Genomic DNA, 16,113 nt, shown 5'->3' on the forward strand with positions numbered 1-16,113 from the left:
TTCCTCACAGCACCATGTCATCGCGATGGATCAAGGCGGTGCGCCCTTTGTAACCCAGCACGTCTTCAATATCTTGCGTTCGGCAGCCTTTGATCTGGCGGGCCTCGGCGCTTGTGTAACGTGACAGCCCCACGCCAAGCACTTGGCCTGCTTCATTTTCTATCGAGACCGGGTCGCCACGCCCGAAGCTGCCACTGACCGCGACAACGCCTGCCGGTAGCAGGCTTTTACCGCGTCGCAGCGCGTCCAGTGCACCCGCATCAATCACCACCTGCGCATTTGGTTTCATTGTGGCAATCCACCGTTTGCGGGCGGCTTGTGGGTCGGTTTGTGCGGTGAACCAAGTGGACGGCGCACCGTCTTCCAGCGTTTTCAGTGGGTTCAAGGGCGACCCTAACGTGATCGCCATGGCGCAGCCTGCTTCAACCGCGACGCGTGCTGCCATGACTTTTGTCTTCATCCCGCCTTTGGACAAGCCTGAACCGGCATCGCCCGCCATCGTTTCGATCTCGGGCGTGATGGTATCGATCACGTCCAGCCGCTTGGCCGTGGCGTCTTGTTGCGGGTTCGCCGTGTAGAAACCATCGACGTCTGATAGCAACACCAGCTGATCGGCACCAATGGTCACGGCCACCTGTGCTGCCAGTCGGTCATTATCGCCGTAGCGAATTTCGTCCGTCGCAATCGTGTCGTTTTCGTTCACAATCGGCGTCACGCCCAGTGACAACAGCGTTTCCATTGTCGCACGCGTGTTCAGATACCGTCGCCTGTCCATCGAATCCTCAAGCGTGACAAGGATTTGCGCCGCCGACAGCCCGTGTTTGGCCAATGCTTCTTCATAGTATCGTGCGAGCCGGATTTGTCCGACAGCTGCGGCCGCTTGAGATTGTTCTAGCGGCAATGGCCCCGCAGGTAGGTCCAAGACCCCGCGCCCTAGCGCGATCGATCCGGAAGATACCAGCACCACGTCGGTGCCGCGTGCGCGCAGAACGGCCACGTCATCCACCAACGATTGCAGCCAGTCACCGCGGAAATCGCCCGTGTCCCGATCAACCAGCAGCGCTGATCCAATTTTTACGACTAATCGTTTTGCGTCTGTTAAGGCTGCCACGGTGCGTCCTCGTCTTCTTCCTCGGCCGCCTCCGCAATGCGGTGGCGCAGCTTGTCCGCGTCAATCTGGTCACGCAACGCGCGCAACACATCGGTCACGCCTTCGGTGCTGACGCCGGACATCAGCATGACAGGCGATCCTGTCGCTGCTTCCAGTTCTTCTTTGATGAATTCACGTTCTTCATCGTCGAGCGCGTCGATTTTGTTCAGCACGGTTACGCGCGGCTTATCCGCAAGATCGCCGCCGTAGGCTTCGAGTTCGCCGATGATCGTCTCGTAGTCTTTCACCGGATCGCCAGACGCGCCGTCAACAAGGTGCAGCAGCACTGAACAGCGTTCGACGTGACCCAAGAACAGATCGCCAAGACCGCGCCCTTCGGATGCGCCTTCGATCAAGCCCGGAATATCAGCAACAACAAATTCAACGTTATCAACGCCGACGACGCCCAAGTTAGGCACAAGCGTCGTAAATGGATAATCTGCAACCTTTGGCCGTGCATTGGATGTGGCAGCGAGGAACGTGGATTTGCCGGCATTTGGCATTCCCAACAGTCCGACGTCCGCAATAAGCTTCAACCGCAGCCAGATCGTGCGTTCGATGCCTTCTTGACCTTGGTTCGCGCGGCGTGGCGCTTGGTTTGTGGACGATTTAAAGTGCAGGTTGCCCCAGCCGCCGTTACCGCCTTTGGCAATCACAAACCGCTGCCCGACCTCTGTCATATCACACAAGATCGTTTCTTCGTCTTCGTCGATAATTTCGGTCCCGACAGGTACGCGCAGGATGATGTCGTCACCTGTCGCCCCAGTCCGCTGTGACCCCATGCCGTGCTGACCGTTCTTCGCAAAGAAGTGCTGCTGGTAACGGAAATCGATCAGCGTGTTCAGGCTTTCGACAGCCACAGCAATGACCGACCCGCCGTTGCCGCCGTCACCGCCATCAGGGCCACCGTATTCGATAAACTTTTCGCGGCGGAAAGACACACAGCCGCCACCACCGCTGCCAGAGCGGATATAGACTTTGGCGAGATCGAGGAACTTCATAGGATCGGGTGCTTTCTACCAGTGTTGGATGGCGCTTAATCTATTTCGCGCAGGCTCTCAAGCGCTGCCAGTCGGTGCGGGTCAAGCGATATTGGCGTGATGCAACCGGGTAGCCACGGGCCAGTGCATGGCGATAGCAAGTTTGCCAGTGGGTAAAACCGCATTTTATGAGCACCCGATGAGATGCCGGATTGTCGATCCATGTTGTGGCCGTCAAAACATCTGCATCATTGGTATCAAAGAAATGCGCCGTGGCGTGGCGCGTTGCTTGCGTCGCGATCCCACGTCCGTGAACTGATCGCGGCAGAGTATAGCCAATGTTTGCACCGGTTACGCCGATCCGACCGGCCCATTCACCACTGTGCTTGATCGTCCAACAAAAGCCGTCCCCCTCAAAAGGTTTGCAGTATTTTGCAACCTGATCAGGGTCCATCGGCCAAGCCCATCCTCCCAGCTGCCGCACGACGCGCCAGTCCGAAGCAAGCGCGGTCAGATCAGCATGATCATCAGCACACATCTCGTGATAAGTCAGGTCAAGCATTATGGAGGCTTTCCCAACGGGTACGAGTCAGCACCATGCCTTGCGATTGCACGTCTGCGCCTGTCGCCGCACAATGTGAGGTGCCGATAACCGTCGGCAAAAAGCCGAGCTTTCCCAGCACGTTGGCTGACCCGACATTGCCGAGGAAGTAGTTACTGGTGATCTCAACATCATCGGTTGTGGCGAAGTGGTGCGCACAAGCCGCCGTCGCGGCTTCTGTCGCATAGCCCTGCCCCCAATGGTCTTGGCCCAGCCAATACCCGTGGGCATCACCGCCGCCGACGTTTCCGATCAACGTATCATCTTTGAAAATCGACCACGACGCGGCGCGACCTGCAAGGTTTTCTTCGATGAACCAGATCGCGTCCTCTTTAGTATAAGGATACGGAACAACCGAAAGCCAACGGGTCACGTCAAGATTATTCAACTGCGGAACGATCGCATCGACATCCGACAGCGCCATCGGACGCAGTTCAAGCCGCGCCGTTTTGATCACCGGTAAAGGGGTCACCCCATTTTGAGCATATACGTCCATGTTGGCACCGTAGCCTTGCGAGCGACGGAATAGGCTTCCGCATCGCCCAGATAGTCGAACCCGTTATTTGTCAGCACACGTGCCGAACTTGGGTTGTCTTGAAACGCCTCTGCAAAAATTTGCTTTGCGTTGTGCGGGTTTGCGGCCAGCAATGTCCGGACAGCTTCGGTCGCGAGACCCGTGTTCCAGAACGCAGGCGCGATCCAATAGAAAATCTCAGATTGATCACGGTCCATCCGGTTGAGGCTGATCAGCCCCAGTGCTTCGGCATTCCCGCCATCAGTGCCGTCCAGAATCCAGATATCTTCAAGCCGGTCATCGGCGCTGGCGCGATCAATCATCGCTTCGACAGTCCCCGGTGGAAGAGGATGCGGCATGGCACGGGTGCCGCGCGCAATACGTTCGTCACCTGCATACATCGCGACAAGACCCACATCAGCACGCCGCAATGGGCGTAACACAAAGCGGTCCGCCGCAATTGTGATCTGGTCGTTTGTCGCCGCTTTATCCGGCGTTGCGATTGTATTGTGCATCATGGCTTTCCCTCCTCGAAAAACCGGTGCCTCCCAAACTGGGCCTCACGTCAGAACTGTCGTCTACTTTCATATCGTGTCGATAGTATGAAAAAGTAAGGGGGACCGGTGTTCACCGATCCCCCCAAATGCGTTACCTTGGAAACTTCGGTTTACTCAGCGGCCTCCGCCACTGGGAGAACTGAAATAAAGGTACGGCCCTTAAGGCCTTTGTGGAATTGTACGTTGCCTTCGATGGTTGCGAAGATCGTGTGATCTTTGCCCATGCCAACGCCCATACCTGGCCACATCTTAGTGCCACGCTGACGCATGATGATGTTGCCTGGGATCACGACTTCGCCGCCGTACTTTTTCACGCCAAGACGGCGACCAGCTGAGTCGCGACCGTTACGGGATGAACCGCCTGCTTTTTTATGTGCCATTGGTGTCTCTCCTTACGCTTCTTTAGCGAATTCTGCGGCTTGTTTCAGCCACTCGTCACGCTCAATGCGGCCTTTGAATGACAATTGGTCATCCATATACGCAATTTCGTCTGCTGTCCAAGCTGCAACTTGGTCGAAGTGGAAGATGCCATTTGCGTGCAACTTCTTTTCGAGTGCTGGACCGACGCCTGAAATACGCTTCAGATCGTCAGGCTGGCCGCCGCGTGCTTCTTTCAGCAGGTTGGCAGGCTTTGTACCAGCGTTTGCAACTTCAGCTTCGGCCTGTGGGGCGTCTGCCTTTGCAACTTTCTTTGGTGCAGCTTTTGCTGGTGCGCTATCGGCTTTCTTCGCCGCAGGCTTAGCAGCCTTTGGAGTAGAAGCGCGTTTTGCAGCAGCTTCGGCTTTCTTGGATGTTGGTGCGCCGTTACCTGCAGCGATTGCTTCAGATACAACTTTACCAGCACCGGATACGGCAGCTTTTACGCCGGACTTGCCAGCGCCTGCTTCAAGAATATCGCCGATGCGAACAACTGTGAGCTGCTGACGGTGACCCTTCTTACGTGCAGAAGAGTGCTTACGACGGCGCTTAACGAAGTTAATCGTCTTAGGGCCTTTGATTTGGTCAACAACTTCGGCCTGAACACCAGCGTCTTCCACAAGTGGAGCGCCAACAGTGTTACCAACCATGAGAATCTCGTTGAATTGGATCTGGTCGCCAGCGGCGGCATCCAATTTTTCGACACGCAGTACGTCGCCTGATGCAACTTTGTACTGTTTGCCACCGGTCTTAAGAACCGCAAACATAGTGTATTCCTTTGTCTTTCGCGTCTCTGAGGCCCCCGATCAAACGGGTGTTTGGTACCTGTGGACTGCGTGCCTGTAAGGGCAGTTTTTCGCTTTACCCTCACCAAGTGCCTTGATGAGATGGCGGCTTATGTGCGCAGATGTATTTTAAGTCAAGCCCAGAAAGAGGCCAAAACCATGCGCAGCACACTTATTTCACTGATATTTCTAGCCGCCTGCAGTAGCGAAGCCAATCACCTTGGCAATCCGTTGCTGTGGCCCGTCAACGCCCTGACATCCGCGACTGAGAACGCGATCTATAACGAACGGCGGGGACGCGTCGAAATCGCGGTGAAATCCAACTTTGACCAGATCATCCCCGAAATCATGGCAGGCGGCGGTCCAGCGATCAGCACGGCAATGGAAGAAGCAGGCATTCCCCTGCAGGATCGCCCTGCACGTTTGGTCCAGTTACGCGGTGACATCGGGATATACGACGACAACCCCGGCGCTTTGGTCACTGCACTGATGGTCTATAGTTCCTAGTCACAGCGGGTCCATCCGCCCTTTGCGCCGCGATCCAGACACCACCCTGCTTGTGTCTTCGCATCGTATAGGTAGTTGCCGAAGTCGAAAGAGACGGAGGACGGAATGCAGTCGAGCGCTGCAATCTCTTCTCCGGCTTTGCGCACAGTGATGCCGCCGTATTTCTGCGGATTGTCCTGACGTTCGGCGCCCATAACGACCACATATTCGTAGTCGCCGTTATAGAATGTGATCGTTTCCCAAATGGTGTTCCCAACGCCCGGCCAAGGTTGGTAGTCGACATCTGCTGCCGGCGTGGTCAGCACGAGATCAGACATTTCGTTGAGATTGCCGTACGCATAGGTCACATCCGCGCCGTCCAACCGGACCGACACCATCTTTGAACTGTTTTCCATGGCGCAGAACATCAATTCGGTCGTGTCTGCATGGCTCATGCTTGTAGTCGCGATAACCACGCTTGCCGCCAAGGCGCTTGGGCGCATCATAGATCCTGCCCCGCCATGTATTGTGATGACGCAAGACCAAGCGCACGGCTGATCCCTTCGAACATTTCATCAAAGGCCACAAACAAAGCTGTGTTCAACGCCTGCCCGTCTTCGGTTTCGGAAAAGTCGATATAGGCCTGCAGTTCGGCGTCGCTGAGCGGTTGGTAGGCCATAAGCAGATAGGAATAGACCCATTCATAGGTATTCTTGCGGATTTCGGTTTCTTGGTTCCAGACGTCGGTCAGAATTTGCTCTTCTGTCAGGTCTTGGCCAAAGGCCCCGCCATCCAACAAGCCCAGATAGAATGCGTAGTTCGCGTTCAGTGCCCCGACAACATTGGTTTCCACCAAATCATTGGTCTCTACGAATTCTTCGACCAACGAAAACCGTGGTGTTTCATCGGCAATTGCGACGGCCGCCGCTTCTTTGCTGGCCTCTTCGATGTCTTCGTCCATCAAGGCACGACGCGCCGCGACTTCTAAACCGACCACAGTTTGGCCAACGTCGCCTTCGAAAAATGCGATCAGACTGTCAATGTCCACATCACCCAAGGCCGCACCGAACTGCATTTCAAGCCCGTCGCGCATGGTGTCGTAGTCGTATATCTGTGAAACCGTTTCAGGCCAATCCGACGACGTCCGATCCGGAAACAGGTCTTCAGCGATCTGTTCCCCGTATTCCAAGCCTTCTTCGCGCATGATGGACACGATGGCATCAAGGTCCATGGCCGCAAACAGGTTCGCCACATCTTCTTTGGCCACATTGGCAAAGCTTATGGCAGGTGTCAGCGCGAGGGCTGCGGCGAAGGTCAGGCGGGTCAACATCAAGTAATCCTTTTAGCGATCTTCTGTTAAGATATGGCGGGCCTTGCGTTTTTCCAAGCGCAATACCCTTCAACTTGCAGCAATACGCTGACACCCCCCAATGCGCGGTGGCTTTGCGTGACTTGGAATTCGCCGATTGCTTGCGTATCCTTTAGCTATGACAACAGGCATCAAGCATATCCCATGACAATCCGCCTTTTGCGCACGCTGGTGGCCGTGGCCGATACTCGCACATTTTCCGCAGCTGCCGTTGAGGTTCGCGTCACACACGCAGCTGTCAGCCAACAAATGCAAACGCTTGAGGCTGACCTTGGGTTGGCGCTGTTCAATCGGGACACACGCACGCCCGAGCTTACCCCAATCGGACACGACGTCGTCCGCAAAGCGCGTCAGTTGATCGCGGATTACGACAACCTTGCGCCGTCGGTACTGGGGGACGATGGATTAAGCGGCGTCGTCACCTTGGGTGCTTTACGGACCACTTTGACCGGCCTGACACCACACGCAATGGCACGGTTGAAGGACAGGTTTCCCGCGCTTGGCATCCATATTCGACCGGGTTTGACCGAAACCCTGCTCGCCGATATCTCGCGCGGGTCCGTCGATGCCGCCATTGTAACCCGTCCCCATTTGCTGCCCGCCGACATCGCTTTCAAAGACCTCGCCCGTGAACCGTTGCAACTGATTGCCCACGCCCAAGACCCGCTGGATGATCCGATCGCGTTGCTGCACAGTCGACCGTTCATTCGGTTCAACCGTCGCGCTGTGCTCGGGACATTGATTGAAAACTGGCTGGTGGCGAACAAAGTGCGTGTGACGGAAGCCATGGAACTCGATAGCCCAGAAGCGATCACAAGTATGGTGCAAGCGAACCTTGGCGTGTCAATCGTGCCCGACCTTGTCGTCAAACCGCTTGAACAAGTTGCGGTAAAGCAGGTCGCATTGGGGGCCGATGCGCCCACCCGTTTGCTGGGGCTAGCGTACCGCAAGGATCACATAAAAACCCGCTTGTTGGACGAAGTCTTTGCCGCTTTGTCAGATGTGATCGCAGAAGCGTCCTAGATCACTTCGTCAGACCTATCGTCTGTTTCGCCGTAGCGTTTGAGAACTGCTGGTTTTGTGCCTTCGTACACATGCGCAATATTGGCCGAGATTTTTGCGTTTTCGCGTTCGAACAGGCAGTCGCCGTTCATATCAGAGGCCACGATGAACGGACCCATCCGATTGCATTTCAGGACCCACATCGCTTGCGCGATCCCAAGTTCTTCGTTCCAGTGCACAGCTTCGACGCTTTCGACGCCACGCCCCAGCAGCGCGCCTGTCCCGTATCCGACCGTAGATAAATAGACTGCACCATTGGGGACGAAATAGTCTTTATAGTCTTTTGACGTCATTCCGCCCTTGCCTACGATCAATTTCGCGCCGGTCTTGGCCATCCATTCGGGCAACCATTTGGCAAAGCGAAACGATGCGGTAGCGGTCACCGCGCCCATGTCAAAGCTGCCGTCTGGATTGATCCGTGCTGCAGGCGAACAGTGGAAATTCGCGGCAGACTGGCTTGGCAATTCCATCGGAATGTTCGCTTTGTCTTCGAGCGCGCGCATGTAGACGCCTTCGCGGGCTGTATACATGAGGCCGTCAAGATAGACGATGTCGCCAAGCTGCAGATCAGCGATGGCTTCGGGGGTTGGGGTCGTAGACAGGCGGACTTCACGGATAGTCATTCGGCAGCCTCCTGAACTGGGGCCCAATCGACGGTTTCGCGTCTTTGGTAAGGTGTAAACCAATCGGGGTCCGTGCGATGTTCGACACGCCCGTCAGGGAATATCCGCGACACGGCCCTGCGCGATGACAGACAGAACGCATGCACCGACATCGGCATCCCCCCTGTGTGGCAGTAGCCAACTTCGATATTGCAATCGATGACCATGTTCTTACCGACAAAGCCCATGGCCCCCATGCCAATGGAATTCCCAAGGTCTTTGAATTCATCTTCCATCTTTGCAATCTCGGGATCGCTATTGCGTGACCCGACGATCCGCAATGTCGACGCCCGTTTACCAAGCGTCATGCAGGTGTCCTTTGATCCGCCAAGTCCGATACCGATGATCGCCGGCTGACAGGCCAATCCGCGTTTGCCGAAAGCCATCAGACTATCAAGGTAGAACCGTTTGATCCCTTGGATACCATCCGACGGAAACAACATCCGGTAATCAGACCCGAACAGCCCACCTTTGTGAACCGTGATCAGATCAATCCAATCACCATCCGGTTCAAACCCGTATTCAATTTCGGGCGCACCGATGCCGACGTTATTGTTGTGATCCGTCCGCCAAAGCGGATGGACGCGGTTAGGACGCAATGGAACCCCGTTGGTGGCGCTGGCAGTGGCACGACGCAACGCGCCTTCCAGCGCAATCATGCCCCCTTCGACGGCCGCATCATTTCCCATTTTCACGAACCAACGCGGCACGCCCGTATCGCCACACATCGCGCGGCGGTCTTCCTTCGCGGCTTCGTAGTTTTCGAGCATCGCTTTGAGGACAAATGACGATAGATCGCCGTCCTCGGTGCGTGCGGCCTCTTGCAAACCGTCCAGGTAATCCTGCGGTATTTCAATGGCCGCTTTGTCCATCAGCGTTTCAGCGGTGGATTGAATAAGCGAGATAGGAATCATCTGATGTCCTTTGTTGTACGGGTCATGGCACAGCCACGAGAGTTTCTGGCGCATCATCGGGCAAGATCGTCTCGCCCGGACGCACGATTGTGAATTGAACAGGTTCGCGTGTGACGTTGACTGCATCGCCAGTTTGCTGCGCCACTGTGAAATCACTGTCTTCCATCGCGCCCGGTTCGGGGTGGTCTTCACGGAAATGCGCCCCGCGCGAATTTTCGCGGGCCATCGCCGCTTTGGTGATCACCTCAGAAACATCGCACAGTGACCGCAAGTTCAGCCAATCGTGCCACGTCAGGTTAAACGCCAGCGTATCGCTTGCCACGCCTACGTCCATTAGCTGATCCGACACAGCTGCGATCCCTTGCAAGCCGCGTTTCAATCCAGCCGCTGTCCGCATGACACCCACGTCGTCCCACATGACGTTTTGAAGATCTTGGCGCAGGGGATGAACCAAGGCAGGTTTACGGTCCAACGGATGGATCGCGCGTGCGATTTCTGCAGCAAGAACTGTCTCATCCGGATCGCGCAGTGACGGCATTTGCCGGATATCGCGCCCCATCACGTCACCTGCGATCCCGCCATAGACAGTTGAATTCGCAACGCCATTGCCGCCTAAACGGTTGGACCCATGTGCGCCGCCCGCATCTTCGCCTGCCACATAGAGCCCTTCCATCTCCGTGCGGGTGTCCACATCAACCACAACGCCCCCCATGAAATAATGGGCGGTTGGGACGACTTCGACCTTACCTGCTGCCAAATCAAAACCGCTGTCAGCACAGCGCGACACCATGCCTTTGAATTTCTTGCGCACATTGTCCGGCCCCAGATGCGCCATCGAAATAAAGACGCCTTCCTGTGCGGGATCATTGGTTTTGCGCATCTCCGCGTAGATACCGCGGCTGACGACATCACGCGTGGCGCGTTCACCCTTTGCGTCGTAATCAAACATAAACCGCGCTCCGGCGTGATTGATCAACTGACCACCTGCCCCGCGCAATCCTTCTTCCAGTACCGTACCGGTCATGCGTGTATGGTCGCCGGCCAGCAGGCCCGTCGGATGAAACTGCACCATTTCCATATCGCGCAGCTTGAGCCCCGCACGCAGCGCCATCGCCAAGCCATCCATCGTCTTGTCGCCGCTCGGTGTGTGGTACTTGTACATGGAAGGCCCGCCACCCGTGGCCATCAGCACCGTCTTGGCCCGTACCAAGCGGAACCCGCCGGTACGCATGTCGATAAACAAAACCCCCGCCAGCGCCGATCCGTCTTTTGTGGGGATCAGCCCGATCGCGCGGTGTTCTTGTAGTTTCTCGACACCGCTCGCTAGCACCTCTTCCATCAAGCGGTTGATGATCTCGATGCCCGTCAGATCACCCTTGTGGACGGTGCGATCTGCCGTTTGGCCTGCAAATGCCTTTTGATGCAAACTGCCATCGGGATTACGGTCAAAAAAGCACCCGACCTCGTTCTCTAACTCACGGACCCGCACAACGGCTTGTTCACACAATCGCCACGCCATGTCCTGATTGGGTAGCCATTTGCCCCCGTTGATCGTGTCCATGAAGTGCCGTTCAACTGTGTCGCCACCGCCCATCGCCACGTTGTAGCCGCCTTGCACCATCCGTGTGCAACCACATTTCCCGATCAGCCCCTTCACAGCGATTGTGATCTTTGTCCCCTCAGGCGCTGTCTGCTGCGCGTGCAATGCCGCGAAAAGACCCGCGCCACCGCTGCCGATGATCAAGATATCCGTGTCGTGGCGATCAATATCGGTCAAACCCATTTTACAGCGCCTTCATCAAGAACAATGTTGCGACCAAAAATGACGCCGCTGCAGCCCCCGCAGCCAATGTCTTTTGAGGCGGGCTCCACGGTAGCCATTCCAGCGCCACAAGGCGCAAACCGCCAAACATATGCACCGCAAGCCCAAACACGAGACCAAATTCCGCGAGCTTCACAACCGTGTAGTCGGTCAATTGCAGGAACCCGTCCAACCTCGCCGGATCGTTTAATGCCATGGAAAGTACCCAGAAATGCAGCGGCAAAAAGATAGCCAACGCCACGCCTGAGACCCGATGCAAAATATAGGCAAGCCAAAGAGGATGGGCGCGTGGCGGCATTTTCATAGCGCCCCTCCGAATGTCACGGCCCAGACCGCGCGCGCGCCTAGTGCAAACAGCCCCAGACCGGTGACCCACATGAAGGCGTCAAGGCCATGCCCCTTCAGCCCGCCCCATTCATGCGCAACGACGCGCAAACCGATTGCGGCGTGAATGCAGACGGCGACAACAAATGTGCCATAAAACAGGAACCACGCGGCAGAGCCTTGAGTCCGCCCCAGAATCTCGGCCGTGCTCAGCCCGCCCTGGACGGCGACGATCATCACGGCCAGATGTCCAATAACCAACGGGGCCATCAAAAGCGCTGTGATCCGTTGCAACATGTAAAGGCGCAATGTCAGCATCAGCGCCCCCTTTTGAAAAAGGATTTAGCTGTGGCCCGTTTTAATCCGGCGATTGCCGTCATCGGGTCAAGGTCGTTGGGGCAATAAGCAGTGCATGACCCCATGGAATGACAATTGTGACATCCACCCTGACCGGAAACCGCATCAAGGATTGCCGCTTTGTCCCCGTCTTTGGCGTCATTCAACACCGTCCACGCCCGTTGAAGCGCCGCCGGGCCAAGGTAATCTTCGTTGCCCGTGACCGTGTCACAGGCCGCGTAACAGACGGAACAATTGATACATTCGATCCCTGCGTTTGCGACAACGCGTCCGGCAGATGTTTCATCTACTGGGGCGATGGGATCATCACGTGTCGCTGTTGGGTGGTGCACCCCTTCTGCCGCGACCCATTTGTCAAAGAAGGGATCCATGTCGACGACCAAGTCTTTGATCACAGGCAAGTTCCGCAGCGGCCCAATTGATACCGTATCCCCCTGCAAAACCTTCGATATATGCGTCCGGCAGGTCCAGCTCGGCACACCGTTGACCATCATGGCACAGCTTCCGCACATCCCGACGCGGCACGCGAACCTGTAGCTTAAGGTCGGATCGGCGTTTTGCTGAATCCACGACACGACATCCAGAACGGTCTGATTAGCCGCCGCAGGGACATCAAACGTGTCGTCGCCCGCCGCACCGCGCGCAATGGTCACTTTCAACGTCGATGGTGTCATGCCCTACACTTCCCAATTGGTCAGCCGCGCTGCATACTTACCAAAATAGCTGTGCTTTATAAATCCATATAACACTTAACTAAACTGTAAGCGTTACTGACAGAAAGCTATCCGCGCATGACAACCAACCTGCACTCTGCCCTTCAGTCAAGGTTTCAGGATCACACAGATATACCTGATCAATTACAGGGTGAGGAGATTCTGGCAGGTATGGTGGACCGTGGATCGTGTCGTGCCTTTACAGATCAACGTGTACCAACAGAGGTGCTTGAAACGCTTTGCGCCGTTGCCCTGTCATCCCCGACAAAAAGCGATCTGCAACAGCGCGATATTGTGTTGATGACATCTGCGGGGCCGCGCAAGGAACTGGCCGACATGGTCACGACGCAACCATGGGTCACGAATGCGCCGATGATCGCCGTCTTCTGCGGGAACAACCGTCGCCAGCGATTGAACCACGCTTGGCACGACATACCGTTTGCGAATGATCACCTCGATGCCTTCTTCAACGCGAGTGTGGACGCAGCCATCGCGCTGGGCGCATTTGTGACTGCTGCGGAATCAATCGGGCTTGGATGCTGCCCTATCAGCGGAATCAGGGATCAGGCGGCGGCTGTGTCGCGACTTTTGAATCTTCCGCAACATGTGTTTCCAGTGGCTGGTTTAGCCGTCGGATATCCAGCGGCACCCAAGGTGATTTCAAAACGTCTGCCATTGGCGGCGACGGTTCATCAGGACACGTATCAAGAAACGGACCTTCAACAGACGGTCAATGCCTATGATACGGATCGCGCCCTGACCCAGCCTTACGCACAACAACGCTATGAAGAGCGTTTCGGAACGGCAGCAGGATACGGATGGTCTACGGACAAGGTTCGCCAATACAGCGCACCCGAGCGGGCTGACTTCGGAGCGTTCATTCGCGCCAAGGGATTTAATCTGGATTAGCATGATTTACCAAAGAAATAGGGCTTAGTGATTTCTCACTAAGCCCTTGAATTCTTTGGCTCCGACGGTAGGGATCGAACCTACGACCAATTGATTAACAGTCAACTGCTCTACCGCTGAGCTACGTCGGAACACTGTATGCGCGGTCTATAACGATGCGTTTTCGGCGCGTCCAGAGGGTTAAATTGCTTTTTTCACTTTTCTTGCAATTTCCCTGTCAGTCAGTCCGCGAAAAGACGGCTTCTGGATGCAGCTCTCCATCCACACCAACTTTTTTTTGCACATATAAATCAACGAGATGGGCGAATACGTTCCGCCCTGCGATCACATGAAGGCGCGGGTGCAAATCAGTATAGATTGCCGTCACAATTTGGCTGACGCTGTGCGGACCGTCTTGCAGCGTCGCCAGAATTTGGGCGGTGCGGGATTCTCTGTGGTTGATCAGTTCGGTTAGGCGGTCATGCGGGGTTGTGATTGGCGCGCCATGGCCGGAATAATGCACCCTTGCAGGGATTTCACGCAGCCGCGCACATGACGTCAGAAAGTCTGTCATATCCCCGTCGGGCGGTGACACCAGCGAGGTTGACCACCCCATCACCAGATCACCCACAAAAATCGCGTCATTCCACCCGAGTGCGATGTGATTCCCCAGATGTCCGGGGGTGTGGATTACCGACAGGTCCCATCCCTGCCCTTTGATCACATCGCCATCCTTGACCAGCTGATCGGGTGCGAAGTCGAGATCCAGCCCTTCGCCGCCACCTGCCATGCCATCCTTTGCCAACGCCGTCATCACAGCACTGCGCCCCGCATAGGTATCCCCAAACGCAATAACAGGCGCGCCAGTGTGATCTGATAATGGCTTGGCGAGCGGTGAATGATCCAAATGGCTATGCGTGACGACAATATGGCTGACAGGTCGACCATCGATTGCGGTGATTAATGCTGCCAAATGCGCGTCACTTGTTGGGCCCGGATCAATGACCGCAAGGCTTTCACCACCCAATAGATACGTATTGGTGCCAGGCCCAGTCATAGGCGACGGGTTCGGCGCCAAAACGAGACCCAAGTCTGGTTCTAACATCGTAAGTTGACCGGCTTTGGCGGGAAAATCTGAATCTGGCATCGCTTGTGACTTTTTGTTTGGCGCTGGGCGGGTTAGCCTGATGCAATGTTTCTAGATTGGATCAAAAACGCAATGCCGCGTGGCATTTATGGCCGCGCCGCCCTGATTTTGGTGCTGCCGGTTGTGACGCTGCAGTTGCTCGTGTCGGTGGTGTTTATTCAACGCCACTTTGACGGTGTCACGGAATCAATGACCAGTGCCATGGCGATTGAGTTGCGGTTCCTGCAATCCCAAGTCAACGGCGCTGTCGATTACGAAGCGGCCCGCGTGGCGCTTGATCGCGTAACAACAGGACTAGAGCTAACCACCACCCTGCCCGCCAGCCCGATGCTGCCCGACGATGTTAAACCGTTTCAGGACCTGACGGGTCGCAAAGTGATTACCAACCTGCGCGAACAGGTCCCCGACGTCCTGCGTATTTCGCTCGCTGAACGACGGGTTGTGACGCTGTGGCTAGAGACAAACAAGGGACCGCTCGAGGTTTCATTCCGTCGCAACCGTGTTTCGGCGTCTAATCCACATCAGCTTTTGGTTATCATGGTTGTGATGGGCGCAGTCATGACGACCATCGCCTATTTCTTTTTGCGCAATCAGCTGCGCCCGATCAAACGAATGGCAGCAGCCGCGACAGATTACGGTAAAGGCCGTATGACTAATTTCAATCCGACTGGTGCGCTTGAAGTCCGCGCTGCGGGCATGGCGTTTCTGGATATGCGCAACCGGATTGAACGCCAAACGCAAAGCCGGACGATGATGCTGTCAGGCGTCAGTCACGATCTGAGAACGCCTCTGACACGTATGCGGCTTGGCCTGTCGATGCTGGATAATGAAGACGTCGAACCGCTGATCAAAGACGTCGATGAAATGCAGCAGTTGCTCGACGGATTTCTTGATTTCGCACGCAGCGACGCTGCAGATGTGCTTGAACCTACCGATCCGGTTGATCTGCTTGATGCGGTAATGGAAGACGCGAAACGCAGCGGGCTTGCATTGACCTGCATTGAAACGGCTCCCGCAGGGACAAGCATCGCGATGCGCCCCGATGCGATCCGGCGTGCGCTGGACAATCTTGTCGGAAATGCGCTGCGCTATGGCCAAACAGCTGAGATCAGCCTGTCCGTCACAGATCGCAGCCTTCGCTTCACTATAGAGGACGATGGCCCCGGTATTCCAGCAGATCAACGCGATGAAGCGACACGTCCCTTCGTCAGACTAGACCCGGCGCGTAACCAAAACAAAGGTAGCGGCGTGGGACTTGGCCTGTCGATAGTCAGCGATATAGCGCGGACGCATGGCGGCATGCTGCGGCTGGGCGACAGCGAACACTTGGGCGGACTAAAGGCGGATTTGGTTCTGGCTCGATAG

20 protein-coding genes and 1 tRNA gene are annotated in these 16,113 nt (G+C 55.9%); 4 read left to right on the forward strand and 17 right to left on the reverse strand.

The features are described from left to right. Positions 1-4: 4 nt before the first annotated feature. The 7 genes from proB to rplU all read right to left on the reverse strand — a co-directional run bounded on the left by proB (position 5) and on the right by rplU (position 4,986). A complete protein-coding gene (proB, locus tag MWU61_RS12845) occupies positions 5-1,111 on the reverse strand; it encodes a glutamate 5-kinase (RefSeq protein WP_247128783.1) in 1,107 nt (368 codons plus the stop codon). Continuing rightward, entirely contained in the window at positions 1,099-2,151 is a 1,053-nt protein-coding gene (gene obgE, locus MWU61_RS12850; RefSeq protein ID WP_247128784.1) for a GTPase ObgE, read from the reverse strand. Before obgE ends, proB begins: the two co-directional genes overlap by 13 nt. A gap of 40 nt (positions 2,152-2,191) precedes the next feature. Beyond that, positions 2,192-2,692, reverse strand: a complete 501-nt coding sequence (locus tag MWU61_RS12855; RefSeq protein WP_247128785.1) for a GNAT family N-acetyltransferase — start codon at positions 2,690-2,692, stop codon at positions 2,192-2,194. Then, the gene (locus MWU61_RS12860) at positions 2,685-3,227 is read right to left on the reverse strand and encodes a GNAT family N-acetyltransferase (RefSeq protein WP_247128786.1); all 543 of its coding nucleotides are present in this window, start codon (positions 3,225-3,227) and stop codon (positions 2,685-2,687) included. The genes MWU61_RS12855 and MWU61_RS12860 overlap by 8 nt, the downstream gene beginning before the upstream one ends. Further along, positions 3,200-3,763 carry a GNAT family N-acetyltransferase gene (locus MWU61_RS12865; protein WP_247128787.1) on the reverse strand — a complete coding sequence of 188 codons (564 nt, stop codon included), beginning with the start codon at positions 3,761-3,763 and terminating at the stop codon, positions 3,200-3,202. The genes MWU61_RS12860 and MWU61_RS12865 overlap by 28 nt, the downstream gene beginning before the upstream one ends. Positions 3,764-3,912: 149 nt before the next feature. After that, positions 3,913-4,182 carry a 50S ribosomal protein L27 gene (rpmA, locus tag MWU61_RS12870; RefSeq protein ID WP_183530947.1) on the reverse strand — a complete coding sequence of 90 codons (270 nt, stop codon included), beginning with the start codon at positions 4,180-4,182 and terminating at the stop codon, positions 3,913-3,915. Positions 4,183-4,194: 12 nt separating this feature from the next. Next, the gene (gene rplU / locus MWU61_RS12875) at positions 4,195-4,986 is read right to left on the reverse strand and encodes a 50S ribosomal protein L21 (protein ID WP_247128788.1); all 792 of its coding nucleotides are present in this window, start codon (positions 4,984-4,986) and stop codon (positions 4,195-4,197) included. A 177-nt stretch (positions 4,987-5,163) separates the two neighbouring features. Between rplU and MWU61_RS12880 the strand changes: the two genes are divergently transcribed. Then, positions 5,164-5,511: a hypothetical protein gene (locus MWU61_RS12880; protein ID WP_247128789.1), complete on the forward strand. Its 348-nt coding sequence runs from the start codon at positions 5,164-5,166 to the stop codon at positions 5,509-5,511. On the opposite strand, the gene MWU61_RS12885 is transcribed toward MWU61_RS12880, so the two are convergent. Together MWU61_RS12885 and MWU61_RS12890 are read right to left on the reverse strand one after the other, a co-directional pair. Continuing rightward, positions 5,508-5,996 (reverse strand): hypothetical protein, encoded by a 489-nt coding sequence (locus tag MWU61_RS12885; RefSeq protein WP_247128790.1) that lies wholly within the window; start codon positions 5,994-5,996, stop codon positions 5,508-5,510. The two genes, MWU61_RS12880 and MWU61_RS12885, sit on opposite strands and share 4 nt — an antisense overlap. After that, the gene (locus tag MWU61_RS12890) at positions 5,993-6,820 is read right to left on the reverse strand and encodes a DUF2059 domain-containing protein (protein WP_247128791.1); all 828 of its coding nucleotides are present in this window, start codon (positions 6,818-6,820) and stop codon (positions 5,993-5,995) included. The genes MWU61_RS12885 and MWU61_RS12890 overlap by 4 nt, the downstream gene beginning before the upstream one ends. Before the next feature lie 183 nt (positions 6,821-7,003). Here MWU61_RS12890 and MWU61_RS12895 point away from each other — a divergent pair, with 183 nt between their 5' ends. Beyond that, on the forward strand, positions 7,004-7,882 hold the full coding sequence (locus MWU61_RS12895) for a LysR substrate-binding domain-containing protein (RefSeq protein WP_247128792.1): 879 nt from the start codon (positions 7,004-7,006) through the stop codon (positions 7,880-7,882). Here the strand turns inward: MWU61_RS12895 and MWU61_RS12900 are convergent. Genes MWU61_RS12900 through MWU61_RS12925 form a run of 6 tightly spaced genes read right to left on the reverse strand, consistent with a single transcriptional unit; the run spans position 7,879 to position 12,674 of the window. Beyond that, entirely contained in the window at positions 7,879-8,544 is a 666-nt protein-coding gene (locus MWU61_RS12900) for a fumarate hydratase C-terminal domain-containing protein (protein WP_247128793.1), read from the reverse strand. The genes MWU61_RS12895 and MWU61_RS12900 overlap by 4 nt on opposite strands. Next, entirely contained in the window at positions 8,541-9,497 is a 957-nt protein-coding gene (locus MWU61_RS12905; RefSeq protein ID WP_247128794.1) for a fumarate hydratase, read from the reverse strand. The genes MWU61_RS12900 and MWU61_RS12905 overlap by 4 nt, the downstream gene beginning before the upstream one ends. 22 nt (positions 9,498-9,519) lie before the next feature. Beyond that, on the reverse strand, positions 9,520-11,280 hold the full coding sequence (locus tag MWU61_RS12910; protein ID WP_247128795.1) for an FAD-binding protein: 1,761 nt from the start codon (positions 11,278-11,280) through the stop codon (positions 9,520-9,522). A gap of 1 nt (position 11,281) precedes the next feature. Then, complete coding sequence (gene sdhC / locus MWU61_RS12915) at positions 11,282-11,623, reverse strand: succinate dehydrogenase, cytochrome b556 subunit (RefSeq protein WP_247128796.1); 342 nt, start codon at positions 11,621-11,623, stop codon at positions 11,282-11,284. Further along, a complete protein-coding gene (locus MWU61_RS12920; protein WP_247128797.1) occupies positions 11,620-11,961 on the reverse strand; it encodes a succinate dehydrogenase in 342 nt (113 codons plus the stop codon). Before MWU61_RS12920 ends, sdhC begins: the two co-directional genes overlap by 4 nt. Continuing rightward, a complete protein-coding gene (locus MWU61_RS12925) occupies positions 11,961-12,674 on the reverse strand; it encodes a 2Fe-2S iron-sulfur cluster-binding protein (RefSeq protein ID WP_247128798.1) in 714 nt (237 codons plus the stop codon). Before MWU61_RS12925 ends, MWU61_RS12920 begins: the two co-directional genes overlap by 1 nt. Before the next feature lie 117 nt (positions 12,675-12,791). Between MWU61_RS12925 and MWU61_RS12930 the strand changes: the two genes are divergently transcribed. Continuing rightward, positions 12,792-13,622, forward strand: coding sequence for a nitroreductase family protein (locus MWU61_RS12930; protein WP_247128799.1), 831 nt, complete (start codon positions 12,792-12,794; stop codon positions 13,620-13,622). A gap of 56 nt (positions 13,623-13,678) precedes the next feature. Here MWU61_RS12930 and MWU61_RS12935 read toward each other — a convergent pair. Further along, a tRNA-Asn gene (locus MWU61_RS12935) sits at positions 13,679-13,753 on the reverse strand. An 86-nt stretch (positions 13,754-13,839) separates the two neighbouring features. Next, positions 13,840-14,748, reverse strand: a complete 909-nt coding sequence (locus tag MWU61_RS12940) for an MBL fold metallo-hydrolase (RefSeq protein WP_247128800.1) — start codon at positions 14,746-14,748, stop codon at positions 13,840-13,842. Positions 14,749-14,793: 45 nt separating this feature from the next. On the opposite strand from MWU61_RS12940, the gene MWU61_RS12945 reads away from it, so the two are divergent. Then, on the forward strand, positions 14,794-16,113 hold the full coding sequence (locus tag MWU61_RS12945; protein ID WP_247128801.1) for an ATP-binding protein: 1,320 nt from the start codon (positions 14,794-14,796) through the stop codon (positions 16,111-16,113).

Origin of the sequence: Loktanella sp. F6476L (assembly GCF_023015725.1) — a bacterium.
GTDB lineage: Bacteria > Pseudomonadota > Alphaproteobacteria > Rhodobacterales > Rhodobacteraceae > Yoonia.

Excerpts from the sequence above, each read along its gene's own strand:
- MWU61_RS12930 (WP_247128799.1), top strand. The coding sequence starts at position 12,792 with ATGACAACCAACCTGCACTCTGCCCTTCAGTCAAGGTTTCAGGATCAC.
- MWU61_RS12945 (WP_247128801.1), top strand. The coding sequence starts at position 14,794 with ATGTTTCTAGATTGGATCAAAAACGCAATGCCGCGTGGCATTTATGGC.
- MWU61_RS12910 (WP_247128795.1), bottom strand. The coding sequence starts at position 11,280 with ATGGGTTTGACCGATATTGATCGCCACGACACGGATATCTTGATCATC.
- MWU61_RS12940 (WP_247128800.1), bottom strand. The coding sequence starts at position 14,748 with ATGCCAGATTCAGATTTTCCCGCCAAAGCCGGTCAACTTACGATGTTA.
- obgE (WP_247128784.1), bottom strand. The coding sequence starts at position 2,151 with ATGAAGTTCCTCGATCTCGCCAAAGTCTATATCCGCTCTGGCAGCGGT.
- rpmA (WP_183530947.1), bottom strand. The coding sequence starts at position 4,182 with ATGGCACATAAAAAAGCAGGCGGTTCATCCCGTAACGGTCGCGACTCA.
- MWU61_RS12880 (WP_247128789.1), top strand. The coding sequence starts at position 5,164 with ATGCGCAGCACACTTATTTCACTGATATTTCTAGCCGCCTGCAGTAGC.
- MWU61_RS12900 (WP_247128793.1), bottom strand. The coding sequence starts at position 8,544 with ATGACTATCCGTGAAGTCCGCCTGTCTACGACCCCAACCCCCGAAGCC.
- MWU61_RS12905 (WP_247128794.1), bottom strand. The coding sequence starts at position 9,497 with ATGATTCCTATCTCGCTTATTCAATCCACCGCTGAAACGCTGATGGAC.
- rplU (WP_247128788.1), bottom strand. The coding sequence starts at position 4,986 with ATGTTTGCGGTTCTTAAGACCGGTGGCAAACAGTACAAAGTTGCATCA.
- MWU61_RS12860 (WP_247128786.1), bottom strand. The coding sequence starts at position 3,227 with ATGGACGTATATGCTCAAAATGGGGTGACCCCTTTACCGGTGATCAAA.
- sdhC (WP_247128796.1), bottom strand. The coding sequence starts at position 11,623 with ATGAAAATGCCGCCACGCGCCCATCCTCTTTGGCTTGCCTATATTTTG.
- MWU61_RS12885 (WP_247128790.1), bottom strand. The coding sequence starts at position 5,996 with ATGATGCGCCCAAGCGCCTTGGCGGCAAGCGTGGTTATCGCGACTACA.
- MWU61_RS12890 (WP_247128791.1), bottom strand. The coding sequence starts at position 6,820 with ATGTTGACCCGCCTGACCTTCGCCGCAGCCCTCGCGCTGACACCTGCC.
- MWU61_RS12865 (WP_247128787.1), bottom strand. The coding sequence starts at position 3,763 with ATGATGCACAATACAATCGCAACGCCGGATAAAGCGGCGACAAACGAC.
- MWU61_RS12895 (WP_247128792.1), top strand. The coding sequence starts at position 7,004 with ATGACAATCCGCCTTTTGCGCACGCTGGTGGCCGTGGCCGATACTCGC.
- MWU61_RS12855 (WP_247128785.1), bottom strand. The coding sequence starts at position 2,692 with ATGCTTGACCTGACTTATCACGAGATGTGTGCTGATGATCATGCTGAT.
- MWU61_RS12920 (WP_247128797.1), bottom strand. The coding sequence starts at position 11,961 with ATGCTGACATTGCGCCTTTACATGTTGCAACGGATCACAGCGCTTTTG.
- MWU61_RS12925 (WP_247128798.1), bottom strand. The coding sequence starts at position 12,674 with ATGACACCATCGACGTTGAAAGTGACCATTGCGCGCGGTGCGGCGGGC.